Raw genomic sequence first — 25,675 nt, 5'->3', positions numbered from 1 at the left:
TATTCGAATATGCTTGCGAAAGTCCTATTAGTATATATCTATTACCAAAGCATGAGTAAACTTAAAAACATTGTTCTTATTATATCTTTAGGGGGGATTTCATGAATGATTCTCAAAAATTACTAATAATTGGTCTTGATGGAGCTACTTGGGACATTTTAATGCCTTTGATAAAGATGAAAAAGCTTTCAACATTGGAGAAATTGGTTAAAAATGGAAGTTGGGGGATTTTAGAATCAACTGTCCCTCCAGTAACTGGAAGTGCATGGTTAGCCATAGCAACAGGGAAAACTCCAGGAAAAACGGGGATAATAGATTTTCTGAACAAAAAAGATGATAGTTATAAACTATATCCCACAACTTCCTCAGATTTCAAAGGACACTCTTTTTGGGACTATTTAAGTAAAGCAAACAAAAAAGTTGGTATTTTCAACTATCCCATGCTATATCCTCCGTATAAAGTAAACGGCTTTATGATTTCTGGATTAGGTTCTTCTCCGGATGATGATATTTCATATCCACCAGCTTTGAAAGAAGAGTTAGAATATGTTACGGGAAAATATGAAATCTATGTTGATTACCACAACAAAAAATATGAGAATCTCGACCTGTTTATATCTGACCTAAATAACTTCTTAGAGAAATTTGAAAAATGGATTTATTACCTAGTCAAAAACAAAGAGTGGGACACTCTCTTCTTAGTTTTTTCAGCAACTGACTGGGTTCAGCATATAATGTGGAGGCATATAGATGATAGTCACCCATTATATGAACCAAAAGTTTCACCTAAATACAAGAAAGAATTTATTAAATTCTGGCAAAGAATAGATAAGATTCTTGGTAACTTATTAAGAATGGTAAAAGATGATACAATTGTTTTCCTTGTTTCAGACCATGGATTTGGACCTAATGACCAGATGTTTAACTTAGCCAAATGGCTCGAAATGAAGGGATATATGGTTAGGAAAAGGAACATCAAGAAGCTCATCAAAAAATACGCATATAAAAGTGCTACAATCGTGGCAAAAACACCACTAAGGAAATTATTCTCTACCAAAACCAGAAAAAGTGTTGGGAATGTGCTAAGAACCAGCATTGCAGACGAAATTGATTTTGAAAAAAGCAAAGCCTACTGTCTAGGACATACTATACCATTTGGAGCTATTTACATAAATGCAAGCAATGAAAAAGAGAGGGAGGAAATTAAAGCTAGATTACTATATGACCTGAAAAATATAAGCAAGGATATTGGAAAAGAAGTTGAAGTTCAAATATATGAACCTAAAAAACTCTATTCCGGAGAGAAAGTTAACCTTCTGCCTGACATAATCTTCACAATAAACAACTGGAGATGCGTTATAATCGAAGACAACTTTGATAAACCTCTATTTGAAGAAAAGCCATTTTCAACAAGGCACACTGGTTCACATAGACTAAATGGTATTTTCTTGGCTTATGGTCCAGGAATTAAGAAAGGTCAAAGAGTTGATGCCAAAATCTGCGACATTGCTCCAACAATTCTCCACATCTTTGGCTTGCCAATTCCAAACGACATGGATGGGCGAGTTTTAATGGAAATTTTTGAAGAAGATTCAGAATTTGCTAAAAGAAAGCAAAAATATATCGACCCAAGTTACTATGAGAAAAAGGGAGAAGATAAAAAGCTCAAAAACGCGATCAAAAGCTTAAAGCTAAAGGGTAAAATCTAAACAAACCTCCTCAACACTCTTTTTATTATTCCCAAATCAACCCCTAATCTCCTCTCTATTGCTAAAAACAGCTCAACATCTTCTTTATCAATGCTCCTACTCAAAAGAACTAAGAATGCGTACACCACAAGGAAAATTATCAAGATTGGAATAGCATACCATACGTTTGGCACTTTCAAGTGCAAACTCTGGACTATTCCTAACAAAATAAAACTAATAACTAGAGGCTTCACATAGTTTAAGCTAAATGGATGAATTCTGGTCTTTTTATAAAGTCTGAAAGAGACCATTGTATTTTGAATAAAGTATGAAATCATCGTTGCAACTGCTGCTCCATTCATTCCATATGATGGTATTAGCATTATGCCTATGATGATATTCAAAACTACAGAAGCAAACGTTGCAAGCATGATAAAATTGTTTTCTCTGATTATGATTAAACTCCATCCATTTAGACCCAGAAATGTATGAAACATAAAACTCAACGCTAAAATCCTTAAAGCTTGGTTCGCTTCAACATACTTTGCTCCAAAGAAAAAACTTATTGTAGCCTCTGGAAATAGGAACATCACGCTAAAAATGGGCAAAGTCAGCAAGAATATCCACTTAGTGAGAATTTGGTAAATTTTGCCCATTTCTCTAATCTTTCCTTGAGCATACAAGGAAGAAGCAATGGGAACGTAAATAAATCCTGCAGAAGTTAAAAAGATTGGGATTAGCTTTGCAATAGGAGAAGCAGAATTGTAAAGCCCCACCACATCAGAGGATTTATAGTAGCCTAACATTAGAGTATCGGTCCATCCCATTAAGAATCCCAATATACCAGTGAATAATAGTGGAGTTGAGAACCTTATTAACTCTTTCCCAAGCTTTAAATTTAACGAAATCCCAAACTCAAAAAGCTTAATCTTCCAGATATTAAAAGTTAAATTTAAAAGTGTGAGGGCTTGAGCAACAACGTAAGCAAAAAATACATATGTAAAAGAAAGTCTGAGGAAAACTCCGGCTACAACGAGGACTAAAAAAACAGTAGGATAAACTACATTCTGAAAGTATACCTTCTCCCTAACTCTTCCAAATCCCTGAATAGTTGAGATTATCACACCAATTAAGGCTGAAAACGGCAAAGCAAAAGCCATTATTTTTAGAGCGTAAGCTAATCTTTCCTCATTAAACACTTGAGCAATAAAGCCTGAACCAAAAATCAAAAACATCATAATTGCCAAACTGTTCAATGCAACAATTATCAAAGCTGTTGAAATCAACTCCTTAACTCTCGAGGATTCCTTCTCCTTATAAAAAGCAATCTCCCTTGGAAGAGAATTTGGAATGCCTAATGTGGTTATTACAAGAGCAATGCTCAAAATAGTCAATGCTAAATTAAAAACACCATACTCTTCAGTGGAAAAATGCCTTGCAATAATTGTCATACTCAAAAACCCGAAAAACATTGATATTATTGTTCCAGCAAAAATAATTCCTGTTCCTTTAGCAATCTTCTGCAGAGTTTGTGTAATTTCACTCATCTAATTCACCTTCTCTACATTAAAAACTTTTAACCAACATAACAATCCCAATAACTAATATTGAAATAATAATAACCTTCCTCAACACTTCCTTAGGGACTTTCGAATTTAAGAATGTCCCTAAATAAACCCCTGGAACAGTCCCAACAATTAAATACAATGCCAACAAATAATCAACATTTCCAAGCATTAAATGGCTTAAACATCCAAGTAATGCTATAAAAACCCCATAAAATATCGTTGTCCCTACAACCTCCTTTGGATGTAAGTTAGTAAAGTTCAATAAAATAAATCCTACAATAACTCCCGCCCCAACTGAAGTTAGTTGTATTACTAAACCTACTAAAAAACCAACTAATATAAAAACATCTTTATTTAATTCTCTATTCCTACTCTTTCCCTTATAAAAACTTATCAAAGAAGAAAGTATCAATACAAATGCTAAAATTAAGGTTACATACTTGTTTAAAACTTCCCTATTTATAGCCTCCAATATAACTGTTCCCAAAATTATTGCTGGCAAACTTCCTAAAAATAATTTTAATGCAATATTAAAATTAACATTTCCATTCCTTTTATTATGAAAAAATGAGCCAAAAACCTTTGTTATAAATGCATACAACAAATCAGTCCCTACTGCTATGAGAGGTTCAACTCCCAAAAATATTAAAGAAGGAGTCATTAAAGCCCCTCCCCCAATTCCAGTTAAACCAACAAGAAATCCCACAAGAAATCCAAGAAATATAAATATATACATAAAACTCACTTTTTATAAGTAATTTAACTCTTTTGCCTTTTTTATTATCAACTCAACTTCCTCATCAACACTCATCTTAGAACTATCAACCTTAACCTCTGGATTATCTGGCTCTTCATAAACTCCATCATAGCCAGTTAAGCCCTTAATCTCTCCCTTTAATGCTTTAGCATAAAGCCCCTTAGGGTCTCTTTTAATCCTAACCTCAAGAGGGGCATAAACATAAACCTCAATAAATCTCTCAATCTCTTTCCTTGCATACTCTCTAACAGATTTATAAGGAGAAATTAAAGAGACTATAGCAATAACTCCATTTCTTGACAACAACTTAGCCATGTGAATAACAATCCTATTGTGCATCTCCCTTGCCTCTTTACTAAATCCCAAATTTGGATACAAAGTGTTTCTTATCTCATCTCCATCTAAGATCTCAACATTATATCCCATTTCTTTAAATTTCTCCTTCAAAGCATTTGCCAATGTTGTCTTCCCAGCCCCACTCGGCCCAGTAAGCCAAATAGTAAAGCCCTTACTCATAATATACTCCTCCCCCTTAACGGTTTTTCCATTCCAAATAACTTCAAAATTGTAGGGGCAAAGTCATAAATGGTTGAAGTTATTTGTTTACTTTTTACCATTCCAGGAACATATAAAGAGAAAACTCCATACTCAGAATGAACAGCATCATCTGGTCCTGTATCGTTCTCCAACAAATATGGGTTATCATAGCCCAAAGTTCCTGCAGACCTCCAACTTAAATTATCTAAATAAACCATCATATCTGGTTTATCTCCCTTTGTTATTGGATAAATATCCTCTGGATAAAACACTTTAGTATTCCATCTCTCCCCATTTGGTCCCCTAATGCCTCTAATCATTTCTGCAACTTCATCCCTAACTTTATCATAATCTCTTGGTTTTATTATTCCATTTGGTTCTCTTCCCTCAACATTTAAGAAAATCCTTACGTAATAACCTCCCCAAGCCCATGCTATTGTTTTGTTCCAATCCACATCTAAATCCTCAAATCTCAACTGTTTTCCAGATTTTAAAATCTCTGGATTTTTAATTTTTAATAGTCCTTCCTCAATTAACCATTGGTTTATTGCAAAAGCTCCTTTCATTGCCTTTATACCATGGTCTGATACTATAGCAACTGCAGTTTCATCCAAATCTAAAAGCTTTAAAGTTTTTCCAATCTCTTTATCTAACAATTTATAATACTCTGGAATAACATCCTCATACTTATTCCTAGGCTCATAGAGATGATGATTTTTATCAAAATACTTCCAGAATGCATGATGAACCCTATCTAAACCAATTTCAACAAATTGGAAATAATCCCATTCTTTTTCTTGGATTAAGTATCTTATAACTTCAAACCTCTTTTCTGTCATCTCCCAAAGCAATTCTTTTACCTCATCTCTATTATCCTTCCTAAAAACAACATCAAAAATATATTCTCCAACAAGGTTTTCTATTTCATTTTTGAGAGATTTTGGGTAAGTGTAATTAACTGATGCATCGGGGGTTATAAAACAAGAAACCAAATGCCCCTTAATAGGCTTTGGAGGATAACTTGGAGGAACACCAATTAAGATTGATTTTTTTCCTACTTCTCCTAAATAATCCCATACTGCTTTTTCTTTAACCATTAAACTATGGGCAATCCAAATATCATTGTATGTTTCTTTCTTTCTATGCCTAAATCCATAAAGCCCTAATTCTCCAGGGGTTTTACCAGTAGCCATTACCATCCAGGCAGGGATTGTAATTGCCGGAATGCAACTCTTCATAGGGCCATAAATTGACTTCTCTAAGAGTTTTTTTATATTTGGAAGTTTATCCAACAACTTATCAAATAAAAGTTCTGGAGGTGCAGAATCCAAACCAATAACAAATACTTTTTTAACATCTTCCATTATATCACCTTAAATATTCATTGATAATTTTTAAAACCTCATCAACATCATCTTTTTCTAAAATGCACCCTAAAACGTCTTTTTTACCACCTGCATTAAAACCCTTAGTTTTTAAAGTATTAATAATATCATTCATTTTTATTTTATCCACCAAATTAGGTGAAATTCTAAAGTATATCTGTGCTTTTCCATGGAAATCTTTATTTACAACTATTGCTCCATCATAACTCATTTCCCAAACAACTTTCCTTGCAACTTTTGAGATAATATTAAATTTACTCTCAAATTCAATGAATGCAAATCCTTCTTTAACTTTAATATTTGAAATTGCATTCTCTATTGCATCATTGATTTTTTCAAGATTTTTATTCCATTCTTCATACTCTAAAATTTCTTTTGGTTCTAATTCTAAAACAACTTTTACTGCTTTTTCTACGCTTTCTCTATCCATTATAATATAGTTAGAATCAATCAATTGAACCAATTTTAATGCATCTTCTTTACCGATCCCCTCCAAATTCAGAAGTTCCAAAACCTTTGGTATGTTAAATGCCCTCTCCCCAATATCCCCCACCGCTCCAAGTGCAGATAAATAGTCCCAATTAGAGAAATATTCTGAAACCACAAAAGATGCTGAAGGAAAATCTTTTCCATCCAAAACTGGATTTATCTGCTTGACATATGGATTTTTAATCTTTTTTTGTATATGGTGGTCGATGAATATTGTCTCTTTTTCTATATCCTCTACTTCTTGTGGTAGATTTAAATCTAAAACATAAATTTTTTCTGCTTTTTCAATGTATTTTTTAATTCTGTCATCAAATCTAAACTCCCCAATTGGAGGAGTTATATTTACAAAATCCTCTAAATTTAATGCTTTAACTGTCAAAGCTGCTGAAGTTATCCCATCAGCATCCCAATGGTGAATTATTAACATATTAACCATCCACAAATGGGTTTTCAAAACTCATTATTATCTCATAAACCTCTTTTCTCATAAAGTATTCAGGAGGAACTTCACCATTCATTATCATATTTCTGATTTTTGTTCCGCTGAAATACTCTCTATCTTCTATTGGGTGAGGACAGATTCTTTCATTTACTATACCCTTACATTTCTTGCAATAGAAAAATTCCTTAAAGAACATTGGAGTTATTCCTAAGTCAGGGAAGTTTTTGAATATTTCTTGTGCTTCATAAGGCCCATAATAATTCCCAACTCCAGCATGATCTCTTCCAACAATAAAATGTGTGCATCCAAAATTCTTTCTCATTATTGCGTGGTGTATCGCTTCCCTTGGCCCAGCATATCTCATTTCATATCTAACAGTTGCCAAAACTGCAGAATCCTTTGGATAGTAATGCTTAAACAATGTCTCATAAGCTTTTAAAATAACTTCATCCTTGTAATCTCCTTTCTTTTTCTTTCCAAGGACTGGATTTACAAACAATCCATCAACAAACATCAATGCAGATTTTTGCAAATACTCATGACCTAAATGAGGAACGTTCCTTGTCTGAAATGCAACAATGGTTTCAAACTTTCTCTCTTTAAACAAAATCCTTGTTTCTATTGGTCTAAGGGTATATTTTTTAAAAGGATTTGGTAGCTCATTTAATAGATAAATTTCTCCTCCAACTAGATATTCTCCCATGTTCATAACCTTAGTAACTCCTGGATGATTTATATCAGTTGTTTTAAAAACCTTCTGGGCAAATTCTTTTTTATTATACTTATAGATGTCATCAACATGCATCTCTGCTATTGGCATATCTTTATAAAATAGCAAAATCGTATCATCTACACTGAAGTTGAGATCTTCCTCGTTAATATCCAAAACAATAGGAATACTCCATGGTAAATCATTTGGCAACCTCATAGTATCTAAAACTGATTGGAATTCCTCCTCCCTTAGAAATCCCTCAAGTGGAGAATAAACTCCATGAGCTATGTTTTCTAAATCTACTGCTATCCCCTCTCTAATCTGAACTTCTGGGTATTCATCCTTTTCATCTAAAATTCTCTCTTTAGTTTTTTTTGATGATAGTTTTCTAACCAATCGCCCTCCATGAGGCTTTGAAACCATTTTTATCACCATAATGATATTTAATTAAATATAATTAAAAAATAAAATGATTAATCTAAATATCCTAATGCTCTTAACCTTTCTTTGACCTTTTCTTCTTCTTCTTCTGTGAATACTTCTTCTTTTTCCTCTTCTTCTAAACTTGCTAAAACTTCTCTTAAAACATAGGTTACATAATCTGAGACTGATGTAAACCCAGTCCCTTCAATTCTTTTTTTAATTTTTTCATATAATTGGACTGGAATTGAAACTGTCGTATATTTTCTCTCATCTAACATTTTTTCACCTTAATTATATTTAATGATATTTAATTAAATATAATTAAAAGGATATATAAGTTTTACTATTCTTTTAACAACACTCATCTAATCCCTCTCTTATATATTAAATTACCTCAACTCTCCAAAATCTCCCTAATAGCATACCATTTCTTAACAGAAGTAGGCTTTATAATCCCATTAACAACATCATAAAATAAAATCTCATTTTTAATCAAAAATTTAACCTCATCCATAAGGTTATTTTTTATAATCTCTTTAATATCAACTTTTATATCATTTTCAAATAATTTTAATGCTTCAATTAACCTTTTCATTTCAAATTCTTTTTGAGTTGAGATTAAATATAAGATTTTATCTCTCTCAATATTTATCCACTGTTTTATTGTCTCCTCAATTGATAATCCCAATTTTTTGTTATTTATCAATTGAGAGATTTCATAGGGTAAAGATAAATAATTTAAAGCATAGTTTATCTCTTCTTCACTAAAACCTTCTTCTTTTAAAATACTCCTTATACTTCCTTTTCTTAACCAGTCAATTAAGTAATATTCTGAAGTATTTTCTAAGGTAGAGTTTCTATAAATCTCTTCAATAAACAAAGTATCAGACGTTAAGCAGATAACATGGCATAGATGTTCCATTTTAGTTAAAGATACAAAGAGATTAAATAATTCATTTAATAGGGATTTCGAACCATTAAAGTAGATATTTTTTAATTTTTGAAGTTCATCTATAATTAAAACTGGTCTTTTTCCTTCTTTAACTACTTCATTTACACTTGATTTTATCATTTTAAAAACATCATTTAAACTTATTTTTGAAAAATCGTAATTTTCCTCAATTCCAATTTTAAAAACCTTTAAATCTAAGATTAAATTATTTCTTACAACTTTATTTTTATCTTTTTCAAAAAATACTTCTAAAAATTCTTCTTTACTACATGTTGCGTATTCTCTTAGATTATAATAGAAAAACACTATATTGCTATCCTCTAACTCTTTAATAACTCTCCTCATTACTGTTGATTTTCCAGATGACTTTGGACCATAAACAAACAATATAGAGTTTGGTTCTAATTGAACATAAGTTTTTAGATAGTTGAGTTCTTTCTCTCGATTATAGAATCTCATTTTTTCACCTAATTTAGTTTAAGAACCAATTAACGACTCTTAATTATCTCCCTAATAGCAAACCACTCAATTATTGAAGTCGGTTTAATAATTCCATTAATAACATCATAAAACAAAATCTCATTCTCAATTAAAAATTTTAAATACTTCATTTCCAACTTTTTAATCTCTTTTTTGTAGTCAATTTTTATCCTATCCTTAAACTTAGATAATACCTTATAAATCTCTCCTTCATCTAAATCGGAAGTGTCAATTAAATACTTTAACCCATCCGCTTCAACGTTTATCCACTGCCTTATTGTCTCTTCAACACTCAAACCTAATTTTTTATTCTCTATCAAATCAACTATTTCATAAGGTAGAGAAAGATATTTTAAACAATAATTAATCTCATCTTCATTAAAGCCCTCTTCTTTTAAGATATTTTTTATACTTCCTTTTCTCAGCCAATCAATCAAATAATACTTAGAAGCATTTTTTAAAGTTGAATTTCTATAAATCTCTTCAATAAATAAGGTATCTGATGTTAGACAAATAACATGGCATAGATGCCTAACTTTTGTTAAATGAACAAAGAGATTGAATAACTCATTTAGCAGAGATTTCGAACTGTAGGTTCGAGTAACAAAATCCGAAGGATTTTGTCTGATACCTCCATTAAAGTAGATATTTTTTAATTTCTGCAACTCATCTATTATTAAAATTGGCTTCTTCCCATCTTTAACAACAGCATTTATGCTCTCATTTATCTTAGTAAAAACATCATTTAAAGATAAATTATTAAAATCAAAATTCTCCTCTATTCCAAATTTGTAGATTCCTAAATTAATTTCTAATTTATTCAACAAATATTTTTTATCCGACTTTTCAAAAAATATCTTTAAAAACTCTTCCTTTGTTGGAGTGGCGTATTCTCTTAAATCATAGTAAAAAAATACTAAATCATCCCTTTTAGATAACTCTTCGATAACTTTAAGCATTACTGTAGTTTTTCCAGAAGATTTAGGGCCGTAAACAAATAAGATAGAATTTGGCTCTAATTGAACATAAGTTTTTAAGTAATTTAACTCTTTTTCTCTATTGTAGAATTTCATTCTACCACTCTTTTTATAGCGTTCCATACTAAATAACTTTGTGGTTTTAAAATTCTCTTCTGTGAATTTAAAAATAAAATATTCTCTTTGATTAAAAATATTCTAACTTTTCTTTTTATCTTGTTTTTTGGAACTTCATAATTATCTTTAAATAATTTTAAAGCTTCTAAGATATCATCATAACTCATGTCCTCATAACCTTCTTCAATCATCTCCAATAATTCTTCCAAATGATTCAACTCCTCTCCAAGCTTTATCTCTAAAACATCTCTCAAATCCTTACCAATTTTTAATTTAACAATAACATCGTAAACATCCTTTGCCTTTCCACCAACATGGCTATAGATAAGCTCTTTATCTTTATTAGTTAAGCTAATATTATTCTCTTTAGCCAAAAAATCCATAAACTTTATTGCTGTTTCTTTATCAAAATCATCCACTAAAATATAATCAACCCTTCCCTTTAACTCAGCCTTTCCATAGATGTATTCAATAAATAAACTATCCGATGATAAACAAAAAACATGGCATAGATGTTGTTCTTTAGTTAATGAAACTAAGAATTGAAACAACTCTTTTAATAAATATTTCTGCCCGTTTAAAACAACGTCCTTAATCATTTGTAATTCATCAAATATTAAAACTGGCCATTTTCCACTCTTTTTAACCTCTAATAATAAACTGTTTAAATACTGGAAGGCGTCGTTTATCTCTTTTTCAAACAATTTATCGAACTCTACTTCTGGTATAGGGATGCCGGTTAAAATTCTAACGCTCTTGGTTATTAAATCCAAAATCTCCTCCTTATCCTTAATTTTTTCAAAGAAATCATCCTTTTTTGTAGTAAAGATGGCTTCAATAAACTCCCTCTTTTCTGATATCAAATAAGTTCTAAAATTAATATAAAAAACCTTATAATCATCACTTAGCTTATTTTCAATGATGTGTTTTATTAGAGTAGTTTTACCACTATTCAAAGGGCCATAGATAAAGTAGATATTATTTGGATCTTCCCTTAAGATTGATAATATCTCAGCAATCTCTTTCTCTCTATCAAAAAATTTCATTAGAATCACCATTTAATAATGTGCCTCTACAACTTTCCATAAAAAATAAAATAGAGTTAGAACAACCCCCCTCTCTCAACTAACTCTTTCAGTGTAGGCCATTTTTTATCTTTTTCAGATAAGATTGGATTGTCAATAGGCCATTCTATGCCGATATCCTCATCGTTCCAGATAACTCCCCCCTCATAATCTGGAGCATAAATATTATCCACCTTATAAACTACCTCAGCAACTTCACTTAAAACTACAAAGCCATGGGCAAAACCCCTTGGAATATAGAGTTGATGTTTATTAAATTCAGATAAAATAACTCCAACCCATTTTCCAAAAGTTTCAGAATTCTTCCTTAAATCAACGGCAACATCATAAATAACTCCTCTAACGCATCTAACGATCTTCGCCTGAGCATAAGGTTCTCTCTGAAAATGCAAACCCCTCAAAACTCCATACCTTGACCTTGAATGATTATCTTGAATAAACTCTCCTTTAATTCCAGCCTTTTCAAAATCCTCCTTCTTATACGTCTCCATGAAAAAGCCCCTCTCATCACCAAAAACCTTCGGCTTAATCAAAATCACATCTGGGATTTTGGTTTTTACAAACTCAAATGGCATTTTATCCCTCCAAGTTACTTTTTATCTCATTCAATACCTCTTCAACTGTCTTTAATTTTATACCTAAAATTTTTTTAGCCTTCTCACTATTTAAGGAAGTATCTCTTGGTCTCTTAGCCTTCCAACCCAATTCAGCACTTTTAATTGGTTTTATTAAGGTTTTATCGTATCCATAAACCTCAGCAACTTTTAAGGCAAATTCGTATCTACTTACCTTCTCTCCCCCACCAAAATGTAGTAACCCACCAATGTCTTTCTCATAAATCTTAACAACCCCACCAATAAACTCATTTACATAGGTTGGAGTATTCCATTGGTCGATTACAGCATTTATTGCTTCATTATTCTTTAACCTTTCCAAAACCCACATGAAGAAATTGACCTTAACTGGACTTATGCAATAAGGAACAGAAATCCTAACAATAGACATTGAATCATAATCCAACTCATTCAATAATTTTTCCCCCTCTGCCTTTGTATAGCCATAGTAATTGATAGGATTTATTTCATCCTCTTCAACATAATCCCCCTTTTCCCCATCAAAGACATAGTCTGTTGATATATGACATAAATAGCAATCAATTTCTTTACAAGCCTCTCCAATATATTTTGCCCCTAAAGCATTTATTTTATATGCTGAATCTCTTTCAGTTTCACACAAATCAACATTGGTCATTGCAGCAGTATTCACAACAAAATCAGGATTTATTTTTTTAATAGTTTCTTTAATTTTATTCTCATCAGTAATATCAACAAAATATTTCTCAACATCATTAAAAAATCCTTTATCACTTCTTGTTATAATATAAACCTTGTAATCATCCAATTCCAAATACCTCCTAACCAATTCATAGCCAATCATGCCCAAACCAATAATAGCAATTTTTTCCATAAAACCACCATTTTATAAAACTCTCTTTATTGCATTCCAAACTAAAAATGATTGTGGTTTTAGAATACCTTTTTGTGGATTTAAAAACAATATATTCCTTTTAACTAAAAACTCTCTAACTTTTTTATTTATTGCAATATCTTCAATTTCATAACTCTCCTTAAACAGCTTTAATGCCTCAACTATTTTGTTATAAAACTCTTCATCTTCTTCCTTAACATCTTCTAAAAAGTATTTTAGTCTTTGAATAGTATCTTTTAGCAAATAATCTAAAACCTCTTTTAACTCCTTAAACTTAATCTCTTCCACAACATATTTAATATCCTTTGGCTTCCCTCCAACATAGGAATAGATTAACCCCTTATCTTCATTAGTTAATTTGATATTATTCTCCTCAGCTAAAAAATCCATAAACTTTAAGGCAGTTTCTTTATCGAAGTCATCAACTAATAAATACTTAGCTCTACCATCTAACATAGCCTCATTATAAACCTTTTCAATAAACAAACTATCAGAACTTAAACAAAAAACATGACATAAATGCAACTCTTTCGTTAAATCAATAAAGTAATTAAACAACTCGTATATTAAAAATCCATTTAATTTTAAATCTCCAATCTTTTGTAAGTTCTTTGGAGCGAAGCGACAAAGATTTTGGAAACCGAAGGTTTCCAAGACATCTATTATTAAAACTGGCTGTTTTCCATATTTTTTAACCTCTAAAAAAATTTCAGTTAGATAATTAAAAACATCATCTGAATTTTTATCTTTTAATAATTGATTTAATAGGTTTTTAGGTATTGGAATGCCAGTTAAAACGTTGGATGTTATGGAAGCAATAGAAGGAATATCAATAAAATTAGGACTATCTTTAATCAATGGCTTTAAAATATTTTTTATCCTATCTAAAAAAGATTTTTTCGGAGTGTATGTTTTGAATAAAACCCTTATAAAATCATCATATTTTGAGATAAAATAACCTCTTAAATTTATATAAAAAACAACATATTTATCTAACCTATTGTTAATTACCTCATTGATTAAGGCAGTTTTACCTGAATTTATAGAGCCATAAATAAAATAAATATCATCAGGCTCTTTATTTAAAATGTATAAAATCTCATTAATCTCTTTCTCTCTGTTGAAGAATTTCATTTTATTCACCATTTTAACTTCCAAGGTGTTGGATGCAACACTTTTTCATTAATTAACGGCTTCCACCACCATTCATTGTTGAGATACCATTCAACAGTTTCTTTTAAACCATCTTCAAACTTAAACTTTGGTCTCCAGCCAAGTTCTCTTATCTTTGAAGCATCTAAACTATATCTGACATCATGCCCAGGTCTATCTTCAACAAACTCAATTAAATCTTCTGATTTACCCATAATCTTTAAAATCATCTTAACAACTTCTATATTCATCTTCTCCTGATTTGATGCTATGTTATAAATCTCTCTCCTTTCTCCCTTTTCTAAAACTAACTCTATTCCACTACAATGGTCTAATACATAAAGCCAATCTCTAACATTCTCTCCTCTCCCATATATTGGGACTTTTAAATTATTTAAAGCTCTAATTATTGTCTTAGGAATCAACTTTTCAGGAAATTGATAAGGGCCGTAATTGTTTGTGCATCTCGTTATCTTTGCATCTAAGTTGTAGGTTCTTGCCCACCCTAAGACAAGCATATCTCCCCCAGCCTTACTTGCGGAATAAGGAGAAGATGGCATTAATCTATCATTCTCTGTAAATGAACCCTTCTCAATATCCCCATAAACCTCATCAGTACTTACATGAACAAAATTAATTTCTGGATTATACTTCCTTATAGCCTCTAATATTGTATAAACACCAATTATATTGCTTTCTATAAATGAATAAGGATTAGATATGCTTCTATCGACATGAGTCTCTGCAGCCATGTTTATAATAGCATCAACCTCTTTAACCAACTTAGAAATCAACTCAAAATCAGTCATATCCCCTTTAACAAACGTATATCTATCTTCATCAACTCCTTTTAAATTATCTAAATTAGAGCCATATCCAAGTTTATCTAAATTTATAACTTCCCAGTCTTTATGTTTGTCCAAAATATACCTTATAAAGTTACTTCCAATAAAACCTGCCCCTCCAGTAACTAAAACTTTCATTTTTATCCCTCTTTAGATAACCTCTCTAAATATTTTCCATAATCTGTTTTCATCAATGGTTTAGCAAGCTCTAACAACTTCTCTCTACTTATCCATCCATTTCTATACGCTATTTCTTCCAAACAACCAACCATCAGTCCCTGCCTTCCCTCAATTGCTGCAACAAAATTTGTAGCCTCTAAAAAACTCTCATGAGTCCCAGCATCAAACCATGCAACACCCCTTGGTAAAAGCTTAACTTTTAACTTCCCTCTATTTAAATATTCATTGTTTATGTCAGTTATCTCTAACTCTCCCCTCCAAGATGGTTTTACTTGCTTTGCAATCTCTATCACATCATTATCATAGAAGTAAAGCCCTATAACTGCATAATTTGATGGAGGATTTTTTGGTTTTTCTATGATTGACTTTATATTTCCATTTTCATCAAATTCAATAACTCCATATCTCTCTGGGTCTTTAACATACTGCCCAAATACAACCCCTCCCCCCTCTTTTTCTAACTCTTCTTTTGCTTCAAGCAAAAGCCCAGTTAATCCACTTCCATACAAAATATTATCTCCCAAAATTAAACAAACATTATCATCACCAATGAACTCCTCTCCAATAATAAATGCCTCTGCCAATCCTCCTGGCTCTTTCTGCTCTTTATAATGTAACTTTATCCCAAACTGCTCTCCACTACCTAAAAGTTTCTTAAACCTTGGTAAATCCTCGGGAGTTGAGATAATCAATATCTCTCTAATTTGGGCGAGCATTAAAATTGATAATGGATAATAAATCATTGGTTTATTATAGATAGGCATTAAATGTTTGTTTCCAGCATAGGTTATAGGATATAATCTTGTTCCGGAACCCCCAGCCAATACTATACCTTTCATATTTCCACCTCTATTCACTATTTGGTTCATAAACAAATGTTGTTATCCGCTTCTCTTAGTGGAGACATCTCATTAACTTCCCTTGTGCATTTGGATTTTTTGATAATGCAACCCCCTCAAAACCATTTTTAGATTTAGTTATCTTGAATAAATGTTCCTTTAATTTTAATTTGAAAACTCACTATATTTATAAGTTTCCATAAAAAATCCCTCTCATCTCCAAACTACTGGCTCTATTAATATAACCTCTGGAATCTCCAATCTCCTAATCCAAATGGCATAAAAAATACAAAGGGAAAAGAGGTGGTTTGTCAAAAGTCGTAGAGGAAGCAATAAATCTTCTCTATGAAAAAGAGCATAATAAAGGTAATAAGCAGAACCTATCTTTACGACGCCCACTTCCTCAGTGATACACCATATTTTCAAATATTTAATTTTCAAAATTAATTTTCGGATTTATCTTTTTATTTTCATTCATTAATAATGCAACTCTACTATCAGAAGAACTATCTGTAAATTTATAGCAACTGTTTTCGTCTAAAATCTTCGCTAACTCTAATATTTCTTCAGGTTTAAGCATATCTTCCAATTTCAACCTTTTCCTTGAATATCCAACATTCATATAGGATTTTATTTCAATAAAGTTGACATTGGCTCTCTCATACAAATCCACAAACTTCAAAATATCATCATTTAAATGCCTTATTACGGTTGTTCTAATGCAGGTTCTCTTTTTCTCCCCTAAAATATCCAATGTATCCAATATCTTTTCCCAATACTCTTCCTTCCCCCTACAAATTTTTTTATAACTCTCTAAGTTATAGGCATCCAATGAAACATAAAGTTGAGTAGGTTCTATCTTTTCTATAACTTCCGTTAAAATACCATTTGAAACTACAAATGTTGAGAATCCATTTTTATGAAAGATTTTTATCAACTCATCTAAGTAGGGATATAGCGTTGGTTCTCCAGATAGGGAAATTGCTACATGCCTTGGATTTAATGCTTCCTCAAATTTCTTCTCTCCAACTCTATCAATAACCCCTTTATAACCCATAATTATTGTCTTGTGCATTTTTAGGATTTCCTCAAATACCTCTTCTGGTTCATCCCATTTTGGTTCTTTAAAAGTTTTTTGCATGTTGATATCAGATGGCAAAACCCTCCAACAGAATATACAATTTAACTGACACCAAACGACCGCAGGCGTACATTGGATGCACCTATGTGTTTCTATTCCATAAAACTTTGATTTATAACAACTTTTGTTTTCCAATAAATACTTCCTTACCCAACCACATAATTTAACTGCAGTGTGGTTTTTTATTTGATACCTCTGTTTTCTTAAGATTTGGTAAATCTCTTCCATCAGTATCACCTCATAGAACGGTAAATAATTCTTCCAACTGGCATTAACAATAGTGGATACTCTTCCTTTAACCCTATAAGTTTTATAATACCCTCATCATCAAATGCTCCAACTGCAACAGTTGCAAGATTTAATGCTGTTGCCTCTAAATATACATTTTGGGAGGTGCAACCTACCTCTATATGCACATATCTAATACCTCTTTTTCCATACCTCTGCATAGTTCTTTCATAAACTGCAGTGAATATAATAACTACTGGAGCCTCGGCAATAAAATACTGATTTAAGGACAGAATGGACAATTCTTCCCCAACATCCCCATTAAAAACCTTTAATAATGAATGGGAATGTGGTATATACTTATAGACTCCACTATCAAGTCCAACAACATTTTTTACTGAAATGTATATCTCTAATGGATAAGTAGTTCCTGCAGATGGTGCTGTTCTAAATCCATAGTCATTAGTTACTCCTTGACATGCAAATAAAAGTTGAGAGAGTTCCTCCAATGTTAGAGGTTCATCCCCATATTCTCTTATAGACCTTCTTTTAACCAAAATTGGTTCAATATTGATTAATTTTGGATTGGGTAGTTTTATTTCCATAATTTCCCACTTTTATTTTTTTAAAAGATATCAATATCTACTATAATCGTTGCAAAATATATACCATACCAAAATTTTGGTGATAAATTATTGATGATTAGTCCCATAACACAAACAACATATTTATTTTATGTAGTTATATTCGAACCACCTAATAAAGTTATATATGTCTTAAACAAAACTTTAAAATAAACTTGATAAAAATAAAAATTATTGTAATGAACATTAAAGGTGGTAATATGTGCATATTCTGCAAAATCGTGAGTAAAGAAATTCCTGCAAAGATTATTTATGAAGATGAAGATACCATGGCATTCTTAGACATAAATCCAAGGAATAGGGGGCATACATTAGTAATTCCAAAAAAGCACTATGAAACTCTTGATGAGATGCCAGATGAAGAGATGGCAAAATTAATGAAAACCATCAAAAAAGTTATTGAGATTTTAAAGCCATTAAACTTTGATGGATATAACATAGTAAACAACAACAAACCAGTTGCTGGTCAAGAAGTTCCACATGTGCACTTCCATATCATCCCAAGATACCAAAATGATGGGGATGTTGTTAAGTTTGGGGAAGTTAAAGACGTAGATTTGGATGAAGTTGAGAAAATAGTAAAACAATAATTTTGTTTATGTATTTTTTATTTTATTTTTTAAATAATAGGTGAAATAATGGATGCGATAATTTTATGTGCTGGAAAAGGGGAACGCCTAAGACCACTAACAGAAAACAGACCAAAGCCTATGATACCAATTGCAGGAAAACCTATTTTAGAGAATATCATTGAGAAAGTTGAGGATTTAGTGGATAATATTTATCTTGTTGTTAAATACAAAAAAGAGGTTATTATCGAGTATTTCAAAAACCATCCAAAAGTTAAATTTTTAGAGCAGGGGGAAATAGATGGGACTGGTTATGCTGTTTTAACCGCAAAGGATTATGTTGAAGAGGATTTTTTGGTTTTAAATGGAGATATTATTTTTGAGGATGATTTGGAGAAGTTTTTAAAATACAAAAATGCCATGGCATTGAAGGAAGTAAAAAACCCGGAGAATTTTGGAGTTGTTGTTTTGGATGATGAAAACAATGTCATAGAACTTCAGGAAAAGCCCAAAAATCCAAAATCAAACCTTATAAACGCGGGAATTTATAAGTTTGAGAATGAAGTTTTTGAGATTTTGAAAGATATTAAACCCTCTGAAAGGGGAGAGGTTGAATTAACCGATGCAATAAAGGAACTTACAAGGGAGAAAAAAATAAAAGGTATTAAACTAAATGGATATTGGAACGATATTGGAAGGCCATGGGATATTTTGGATGCGAATAAGTATTTATTGGAAAAAATAAAAACCAATATTAAAGGAAAAATTGAGGAAAATGTTGTTATTAAAGGAGAGGTTGTTATAGAGGAAGGGGCAATTATAAAAGCAAATTCTGTTATTGAGGGCCCAGCAATTGTTAAAAAAGGTGCTATAGTTGGACCTCTTGCTTATATAAGACCAAATACTGTTTTGATGGAAAATACCTTTGTTGGAAACTCTTCGGAAATAAAGGGAAGTATAATCATGAAAAATACAAAAATTCCTCATCTTTCCTATGTTGGAGATAGTATAATAGGGGAGAACTGCAACTTTGGATGCAACACAATAACAGCAAATTTAAGGTTTGATGATAAACCAGTTAAAGTAAATATAAAAGGGAAGAGGATTGAAAGCGTTAGAAAATTAGGTGTTATAATGGGAGATAATGTTAAAACTGGCATTCAAGTCTCTTTTATGCCAGGTGTTAAAGTTGGAAGTAACTCCTGGATTGGAGCAAGTTGTTTAATTGATAGGGATATTGAAAAGAATACATTTGTTTATAAAAAGGATGAATTAGTATTTAAGAAATTATAATTGTTTGTGAATTTTAGGAATTTATTTATATACCCTTTTAAATGGTTGTATTTGTCTTAAATTTTAAAATAGGTTGCAAATCTCTCTTAAATTTATTAAGTATTTTTAATATTTAACGCAAACAACTATATAGTTGATTAATTCAATCCTTAAATTATTTTTAGTTATAGAAATGGAAAGTAGGTTTCTATAAACTTCTTAGGAACATAACAATAAATTAAAGATAGAATATGAATAAAAACAATGGTGAAGTTATGATTATTGGAGCAAACACGTCAAAAAACTTTGTTAAAATTAAAGATAACATTCAAATTCAGCAGTGTGGTATTGATTTAAGAGTTGGAAAAATTTATAAATTGGATGGAAATGGTACTATAGACTTTACAAATGAAAAAAGAAAACTCCCAAAATATACGGAGATTTTTGATTCTGAAAGGGATGAAAAGATTGATTTACAACCCGGAATCTATGTTGTAAAAATAGCAGATAGAATAAAGGTTCCTGAAAATGCCGCTGGATTTGCGTATCCAAGGAGTTCTTTATTAAGAATGGGAGTTACAATCTACACCGCAGTTCATGATCCTGGATATGAGGGATACCCTGCCTATCTGTTGCATGTTTTAAATCCAATAACTATCTACAAATATGCAAGGATTGCCCAGATTGTCTTTGTTGAATGTAGGGATGTTGCTGGATTATATGAAGGAATTTACAATGAAAAAAATAAAAATTAAAAATAAATTAATTTATTTATCCATCCTTTGAGTTCTTCTAACTGTAAAAGCAAAAAACGCTGGCAAGACCGCTCCTCCAAGGATTGCCTCTGTTAAAGCGACATCAGGGGCAAGGAGGACATAATACAAATAAGCAAGACCTAATCCACCCAATCCAGTGAAAACCACACACTTAATCAAATCCCTCTGCAATAACGCTGAGATGTAGGAGAGAACTATTAAAACCATAATGACATAAGATACAAAGATATCCATTTTTTCACCATTTTTAAATGATTAATTAAAATTTAATGCGTATCATATTTATAAATTTTTTTGATTTGGAGGTGCTACTATTAAGTTAAAATATTACGCAACACTTCCACCAGGGCTTGAAAAAATCTCATCAGATGAAATTGAGGAACTTGGTGGAAGAATTTTTAGGACAAAAGAAAGTAAAGGAAGAATATTTTTTGAAGGGGATTTGGAATTAATTCCCAAAGTTAATTATTTATCAAGAACAATAGAGAGGATAATGATTCTATTGAACTTTGAAAAATTTGATGGAATATCTCTTGATGATATTTATAAAAGTGTTTATGAGATCGATTGGAGTGAATGGATAAAAGAAGAACAATCATTTGCAATAAGACCATTGAGGGTTGGAAAACATAATTTCACATCTGTGGATGTTGGAAAAGTTGCAGGACAGGCAGTTATAGATGCATACAAGAATGCAAAAAATATTGGACTTAAAGTGAATTTAGATAACCCTGATGTTATTATTAGAGTTGATGTAATTCTTAATGAACTCATCATTGGAATAGATACAACAGGAGATGAGGGTTTGCACAAGAGGGGGTATAGGGCATATAACCACCCAGCACATTTAAATGCATCGATTGCATCTGCATTAGTAAAACTTTCTAATTGGAAGGATGATGGGATTTTATTGGATCCAATGTGTGGAAGTGGAACAATCTTAATAGAGGGGGCAATGATTAAGAGGAATATCCCACCTGGAAAATTTAGGGATGATTTTGCATTTATAAAGTTGTTTGGAAGGGATATATTGGAAGGTATAAAAAGTCAAATCGTTGAGAACGAAAAAATCCTAAAACTCTATGGGATTGAGAAATTTAAAAAGCATATAGAAGGGGCTGTAAAGAATGCTGAGAATGTTGGAGTTGCAGATACGATAAACTTTATCGAAGGTGATGCAACAGAATTGGAGAAAATTGGTTTAAAGGAAGTAGATGTTGTTATCACAAATCCACCCTATGGCATAAGAATCGGCGGTAAAAGGATGGTTAGAAATTTATATAATAACTTCCTAAATTCACTGAAAAAGATAGCTTACAATCAATCAAGAATAGTAATAATAACTGCAGAGGATAAAATTTTAAGAAATGCAGCAATAAACAATAACTACAAAATAAAAGAGGAATTTAAGGTTATGTATGGAGGATTAGATACGATTGTATTTGTTCTTGAAAATGAATAATTGGAGGATAATATGATAAAAGAATTTATCTACAAATACTACATCGAACCAATGATAGAAGGAAGTGGGTATAATATAATTCAAGAAGTCACCTATGGAATTCTCCTAACAGTGATGGTTTACATCTTCTATAGGGCATGTGTTAAGTTGAAGATCACTATTGATGAAAAATTTGCTCAAACTACTGTTTTTTATGTTATCTTAATTTCCCTAATGAGGGCGTTGGTAGATGCAGGCGTTATAGAAAGGAGTTTTTTTACAATAACTCCGGGAATTGTTGTTTTGATTGGAAGTTATTATATGATTTCAATTTTAATATCAGGAGTGTTTCTAAGGGAGAAATACTATAAGTTGGCAATTCCTTTCGCATTGTTGCCAACAATCTACTTTTCAATATATTTTTTAAATAGGGTAGAACATTTGGGGGCAGTATTGTATGTCTCTTTGATATTGTTTCCAACTTATATGTCCATAACATACATAATTGGAAAAACTAAGATTAAAGATAAAATTATTCCATCAAAAATAGACAAATATGCCATATTTTCCCAATTAGTGGATGCTTCAGCAACAGCCGTAGGAATAGGAATCTATGGATATTGGGAGCAACATCCAATCCCAAGATTCTTCATGGATACATTTGGAGCATATGTGATGATACCTTTAAAATTAATTGTTGTATTAATTGCCTTGTATTTAATAAATGAAGAGGTAGGTAATAAAGATTTAAAGAATATTTTAAAGATAACCATAATGTGCTTAGGATTAGCCCCTGGGTTGAGGGATTTGTTTAGAACCATAATGGGGGTATAAAAATTAAAGTGGGATTATGTTATTTTCAATTTTTGTTCTACTCGGTATTGTTGTTGGGATATTGTCTGGGTTGTTGGGTGTTGGTGGAGGATTCATAGTAGTTCCATCTTTAATTTATGCATTTGATTACTTAAACATATCTGAAAATTTTGCTGTAAAGATGGCATTTGGTACGAGTTTGTTTGTTGTATTTATAACGTCCCTTGTTGGGGCATACAAGCACAGCAAATTCAAAAACGTCGATTGGAAATCAGCGGCGTTAATGGGCATGATGGGGATGGTTGGCTCCTACATCAGTGGAACTATTGTGGTCAACTACTTAAGTGGAGGGTTATTAAAAATTATATTTGGGGTTATTTTAATTGCAATCTCAATAAATATGATACGTTGTCCAAAAATTAGAGAAATTGAAGATTTCGTAAAACCAAATTTAATCCCTCTAATCGTTTGTGGATTTTTGATTGGAATTCTCACAGGGATGGTTGGTTTAGGTGGAGGGGTTATAGCAATTCCAGTTATGATTTTATTCTTAAAGTTTCCAATAAAAAAAGCCATTGGAACATCCCTTGGGATGATAATCTTAACGTCATTTGGAGGGTTGATTCCCTATTTAAGCGCAAATCCAAATATCGATTCTGTTGATTTGTATAACGTAGGTTATGTATCCCTCCTTGTTGGTTTGTGTATTGCAATACCAAGTGCGATGTTTTCATCTTATGGTGTTAGGTTATCAACAAAATTGGATGCTGTTATATTAAGGAGGATATTTGGAATAGTTTTATTTTTAGTAGGGTTGAATTTGATTTTTTAATCAATAAGGATAAAGATTTTATATAACTTTGCATATATAATCGAGTTACAATTTCATAGAAACGTAAACCGCAAGTATCTTTTTAATATTGGTGATAATATGATTCAAAAATGCATAAAATGTGGGAAAGAATATGATGTTGATGACATAACGTACACTTGTGAATGCGGTGGTTTGTTAGAGATTGTTTATGATTATGAAACGATAAAGGAAAAAGTATCAAAAGAAACATTAAGAAAGAGAGAAATCGGAGTTTGGAGATACTTAGAATACATGCCTGTAAAAGATCCAAAAAAGATAGTTACACTCCACGAGGGAGGAACCCCTTTATATAAATGTGACAACCTTGCAAAAGAATTGGGATTGAAGGAGTTGTATGTAAAAAATGAAGGAGCAAACCCAACTGGGAGTTTTAAAGATAGAGGGATGACTGTTGGTGTAACAAGGGCCAACGAACTTGGAGTTAAAGTTGTAGGATGTGCATCAACTGGAAACACATCTGCTTCATTGGCAGCATATTCCGCAAGAAGTGGTAAAAAATGTATTGTTCTATTACCTGAGGGAAAAGTTGCATTGGGAAAACTTGCTCAGGCAATGTTCTATGGAACAAAGGTTATTCAAGTTAAGGGGAACTTTGATGATGCTTTGAAAATGATAAGGGAACTTGCAGAGAAAAAACTATTATATTTACTCAATTCAGTTAACCCATTTAGATTGGAAGGGCAAAAAACTATTGGATTTGAGATTTGTGACCAGTTAAACTGGGAAGTTCCAGATAGAGTAATTTTACCAGTAGGAAATGCAGGAAACATCTCCGCTATATGGAAAGGATTTAAGGAGTTTAGAGAAACAGGAATTATTGATGAACTCCCAAAAATGACTGGAATTCAGGCAGAAGGTGCAAAGCCAATAGTTGATGCAGTTAAAAAAGGAGCAAAAGAAATCATCCCAGAGGAACATCCTGAAACAATAGCAACAGCAATAAGGATTGGAAACCCAGTAAATGCACCAAAGGCACTGGATGCAATATACTCATCAGGAGGAACAGGCGAATCTGTTACAGATGAGGAGATAACATACGCTCAAAAATTGTTGGCAAGAACAGAGGGGATTTTTGTAGAACCTGCATCCGCATCCTCAATCGCTGGGTTAATAAAGTTGTTGGATAATGGAGTTGTAGATAGGGATGAAAAAATTGTCTGCATAACAACAGGAAATGGTTTGAAGGATCCAGATGCAGCAATAAGGGCTAGTGAAGAACCTATTAAAATTGAATGTGATATAGAAGTTTTAAAAAAGATTTTGAGGGAGATATAATTTAACTTATGTTTAAATGGTGGTAGTAAATGTTAAAGGGTCAAAAAGAAGCAAGAATTGGATTAGATGCTGAAACTGAAATAGTGGATAAACTAAACTCAGACAACAATCTTAGAAATAATTTTATTAAATGCTTGTCTGTATTGGGCTTTCAACTTGATAATAAATTCAAAGCAGTCAAGCAAGGAAAAAAGTATAAATCAGATATATTAATTTATTCAAACAATAGTATATTAGGAATCAGCCTTAAAACAGTAAAAGAAACTGAAAAAGGTTTTCATCAAGTAGATAGAAGATGGTTAGACGATTGGAAAAATCTGTTAAATATGTCAGATGATATTTATGATATATTTAAAGAAGGAATTATAAGAATTGCAGAAAATCCAAAAGATAAATTTATTCACCCTAATTCCCATCACACATTTAGATATATAATTACAATGTGGAAATAGTTAGATACTATTAAGTTTTAGCAATTGAAGTAATAACCATTATTAACAAACTTACCTAAATTAACATCATACAA

27 protein-coding genes are annotated in these 25,675 nt (G+C 31.6%); 9 read left to right on the top strand and 18 right to left on the bottom strand.

Annotation, left to right across the window (positions count from 1 at the left end; genetic code table 11):
- Positions 1-101: 101 nt before the first annotated feature.
- Positions 102-1,709 (top strand): alkaline phosphatase family protein, encoded by a 1,608-nt coding sequence (locus METFODRAFT_RS05605; RefSeq protein WP_007044588.1) that lies wholly within the window; start codon positions 102-104, stop codon positions 1,707-1,709.
- On the opposite strand, the gene METFODRAFT_RS05600 is transcribed toward METFODRAFT_RS05605, so the two are convergent.
- The 17 genes from METFODRAFT_RS05600 to METFODRAFT_RS05520 all read right to left on the bottom strand — a co-directional run bounded on the left by METFODRAFT_RS05600 (position 1,706) and on the right by METFODRAFT_RS05520 (position 18,090).
- The gene (locus METFODRAFT_RS05600; RefSeq protein WP_007044587.1) at positions 1,706-3,235 is read right to left on the bottom strand and encodes a flippase; all 1,530 of its coding nucleotides are present in this window, start codon (positions 3,233-3,235) and stop codon (positions 1,706-1,708) included. The genes METFODRAFT_RS05605 and METFODRAFT_RS05600 overlap by 4 nt on opposite strands.
- A 19-nt stretch (positions 3,236-3,254) precedes the next feature.
- The gene (locus METFODRAFT_RS05595; protein ID WP_007044586.1) at positions 3,255-3,992 is read right to left on the bottom strand and encodes a sulfite exporter TauE/SafE family protein; all 738 of its coding nucleotides are present in this window, start codon (positions 3,990-3,992) and stop codon (positions 3,255-3,257) included.
- Positions 3,993-4,004: 12 nt separating this feature from the next.
- Complete coding sequence (cysC, locus tag METFODRAFT_RS05590) at positions 4,005-4,529, bottom strand: adenylyl-sulfate kinase (protein ID WP_007044585.1); 525 nt, start codon at positions 4,527-4,529, stop codon at positions 4,005-4,007.
- Complete coding sequence (locus METFODRAFT_RS05585) at positions 4,526-5,914, bottom strand: alkaline phosphatase family protein (RefSeq protein ID WP_007044584.1); 1,389 nt, start codon at positions 5,912-5,914, stop codon at positions 4,526-4,528. Before METFODRAFT_RS05585 ends, cysC begins: the two co-directional genes overlap by 4 nt.
- Positions 5,915-5,918: 4 nt before the next feature.
- Positions 5,919-6,851: a DHH family phosphoesterase gene (locus METFODRAFT_RS05580; protein ID WP_007044583.1), complete on the bottom strand. Its 933-nt coding sequence runs from the start codon at positions 6,849-6,851 to the stop codon at positions 5,919-5,921.
- A 1-nt stretch (position 6,852) separates the two neighbouring features.
- Positions 6,853-8,001 carry a sulfate adenylyltransferase gene (gene sat, locus METFODRAFT_RS05575; protein ID WP_048115642.1) on the bottom strand — a complete coding sequence of 383 codons (1,149 nt, stop codon included), beginning with the start codon at positions 7,999-8,001 and terminating at the stop codon, positions 6,853-6,855.
- A 50-nt stretch (positions 8,002-8,051) separates the two neighbouring features.
- Positions 8,052-8,279 carry a hypothetical protein gene (locus METFODRAFT_RS05570; protein ID WP_007044581.1) on the bottom strand — a complete coding sequence of 76 codons (228 nt, stop codon included), beginning with the start codon at positions 8,277-8,279 and terminating at the stop codon, positions 8,052-8,054.
- Between the two features lie 116 nt (positions 8,280-8,395).
- Positions 8,396-9,412, bottom strand: a complete 1,017-nt coding sequence (locus METFODRAFT_RS05565) for an ATP-binding protein (RefSeq protein WP_007044580.1) — start codon at positions 9,410-9,412, stop codon at positions 8,396-8,398.
- Between the two features lie 29 nt (positions 9,413-9,441).
- Positions 9,442-10,506: an ATP-binding protein gene (locus METFODRAFT_RS05560; RefSeq protein WP_007044579.1), complete on the bottom strand. Its 1,065-nt coding sequence runs from the start codon at positions 10,504-10,506 to the stop codon at positions 9,442-9,444.
- Positions 10,503-11,573: an ATP-binding protein gene (locus METFODRAFT_RS05555; protein WP_048115641.1), complete on the bottom strand. Its 1,071-nt coding sequence runs from the start codon at positions 11,571-11,573 to the stop codon at positions 10,503-10,505. The genes METFODRAFT_RS05560 and METFODRAFT_RS05555 overlap by 4 nt, the downstream gene beginning before the upstream one ends.
- Before the next feature lie 56 nt (positions 11,574-11,629).
- Entirely contained in the window at positions 11,630-12,187 is a 558-nt protein-coding gene (gene rfbC / locus METFODRAFT_RS05550; RefSeq protein WP_007044577.1) for a dTDP-4-dehydrorhamnose 3,5-epimerase, read from the bottom strand.
- Position 12,188: 1 nt separating this feature from the next.
- Positions 12,189-13,079 carry a dTDP-4-dehydrorhamnose reductase gene (gene rfbD / locus METFODRAFT_RS05545; RefSeq protein WP_007044576.1) on the bottom strand — a complete coding sequence of 297 codons (891 nt, stop codon included), beginning with the start codon at positions 13,077-13,079 and terminating at the stop codon, positions 12,189-12,191.
- 12 nt (positions 13,080-13,091) lie between these two features.
- Positions 13,092-14,234 carry an ATP-binding protein gene (locus METFODRAFT_RS05540; protein ID WP_048115640.1) on the bottom strand — a complete coding sequence of 381 codons (1,143 nt, stop codon included), beginning with the start codon at positions 14,232-14,234 and terminating at the stop codon, positions 13,092-13,094.
- 5 nt (positions 14,235-14,239) lie between these two features.
- A complete protein-coding gene (rfbB, locus tag METFODRAFT_RS05535) occupies positions 14,240-15,235 on the bottom strand; it encodes a dTDP-glucose 4,6-dehydratase (protein ID WP_007044574.1) in 996 nt (331 codons plus the stop codon).
- Positions 15,236-15,237: 2 nt separating this feature from the next.
- On the bottom strand, positions 15,238-16,116 hold the full coding sequence (rfbA, locus tag METFODRAFT_RS05530; RefSeq protein ID WP_007044573.1) for a glucose-1-phosphate thymidylyltransferase RfbA: 879 nt from the start codon (positions 16,114-16,116) through the stop codon (positions 15,238-15,240).
- A gap of 430 nt (positions 16,117-16,546) precedes the next feature.
- Positions 16,547-17,485 carry a 4-demethylwyosine synthase TYW1 gene (gene twy1 / locus METFODRAFT_RS05525; protein WP_007044572.1) on the bottom strand — a complete coding sequence of 313 codons (939 nt, stop codon included), beginning with the start codon at positions 17,483-17,485 and terminating at the stop codon, positions 16,547-16,549.
- A 5-nt stretch (positions 17,486-17,490) separates the two neighbouring features.
- Positions 17,491-18,090, bottom strand: a complete 600-nt coding sequence (locus tag METFODRAFT_RS05520) for a SagB/ThcOx family dehydrogenase (protein ID WP_007044571.1) — start codon at positions 18,088-18,090, stop codon at positions 17,491-17,493.
- A 239-nt stretch (positions 18,091-18,329) separates the two neighbouring features.
- On the opposite strand from METFODRAFT_RS05520, the gene METFODRAFT_RS05515 reads away from it, so the two are divergent.
- The 3 genes from METFODRAFT_RS05515 (at position 18,330) to METFODRAFT_RS05505 (ending at position 20,725) form a co-directional block, all read left to right on the top strand.
- Positions 18,330-18,719, top strand: a complete 390-nt coding sequence (locus tag METFODRAFT_RS05515) for an HIT family protein (RefSeq protein ID WP_007044570.1) — start codon at positions 18,330-18,332, stop codon at positions 18,717-18,719.
- A gap of 48 nt (positions 18,720-18,767) precedes the next feature.
- Entirely contained in the window at positions 18,768-19,991 is a 1,224-nt protein-coding gene (gene glmU, locus METFODRAFT_RS05510) for a bifunctional UDP-N-acetylglucosamine diphosphorylase/glucosamine-1-phosphate N-acetyltransferase GlmU (protein ID WP_007044569.1), read from the top strand.
- Positions 19,992-20,245: 254 nt separating this feature from the next.
- Positions 20,246-20,725 (top strand): deoxyuridine 5'-triphosphate nucleotidohydrolase, encoded by a 480-nt coding sequence (locus METFODRAFT_RS05505; RefSeq protein ID WP_048115635.1) that lies wholly within the window; start codon positions 20,246-20,248, stop codon positions 20,723-20,725.
- 12 nt (positions 20,726-20,737) lie between these two features.
- Here METFODRAFT_RS05505 and METFODRAFT_RS05500 read toward each other — a convergent pair whose 3' ends face one another.
- Positions 20,738-20,980, bottom strand: a complete 243-nt coding sequence (locus METFODRAFT_RS05500; protein ID WP_007044567.1) for a DUF4040 domain-containing protein — start codon at positions 20,978-20,980, stop codon at positions 20,738-20,740.
- A gap of 79 nt (positions 20,981-21,059) precedes the next feature.
- On the opposite strand from METFODRAFT_RS05500, the gene trm14 reads away from it, so the two are divergent.
- From trm14 to METFODRAFT_RS05475, 5 genes are all read left to right on the top strand, one after another.
- Positions 21,060-22,208 carry a tRNA (guanine(6)-N2)-methyltransferase gene (gene trm14 / locus METFODRAFT_RS05495; RefSeq protein WP_048115633.1) on the top strand — a complete coding sequence of 383 codons (1,149 nt, stop codon included), beginning with the start codon at positions 21,060-21,062 and terminating at the stop codon, positions 22,206-22,208.
- 12 nt (positions 22,209-22,220) lie between these two features.
- Positions 22,221-23,021: a DUF63 family protein gene (locus tag METFODRAFT_RS05490; protein ID WP_007044565.1), complete on the top strand. Its 801-nt coding sequence runs from the start codon at positions 22,221-22,223 to the stop codon at positions 23,019-23,021.
- Between the two features lie 16 nt (positions 23,022-23,037).
- Positions 23,038-23,832 (top strand): sulfite exporter TauE/SafE family protein, encoded by a 795-nt coding sequence (locus tag METFODRAFT_RS05485; protein WP_007044564.1) that lies wholly within the window; start codon positions 23,038-23,040, stop codon positions 23,830-23,832.
- A gap of 99 nt (positions 23,833-23,931) precedes the next feature.
- Positions 23,932-25,149, top strand: a complete 1,218-nt coding sequence (gene thrC / locus METFODRAFT_RS05480; RefSeq protein WP_007044563.1) for a threonine synthase — start codon at positions 23,932-23,934, stop codon at positions 25,147-25,149.
- A gap of 29 nt (positions 25,150-25,178) precedes the next feature.
- Positions 25,179-25,601: a hypothetical protein gene (locus METFODRAFT_RS05475; RefSeq protein ID WP_007044562.1), complete on the top strand. Its 423-nt coding sequence runs from the start codon at positions 25,179-25,181 to the stop codon at positions 25,599-25,601.
- Positions 25,602-25,675 lie beyond the last annotated feature (74 nt).

Origin of the sequence: Methanotorris formicicus Mc-S-70 (assembly GCF_000243455.1) — an archaeon.
GTDB lineage: Archaea > AGJL01 > Methanococci > Methanococcales > Methanococcaceae > Methanotorris > Methanotorris formicicus.
This window is presented reverse-complemented; position numbering and strand designations above follow the sequence as displayed.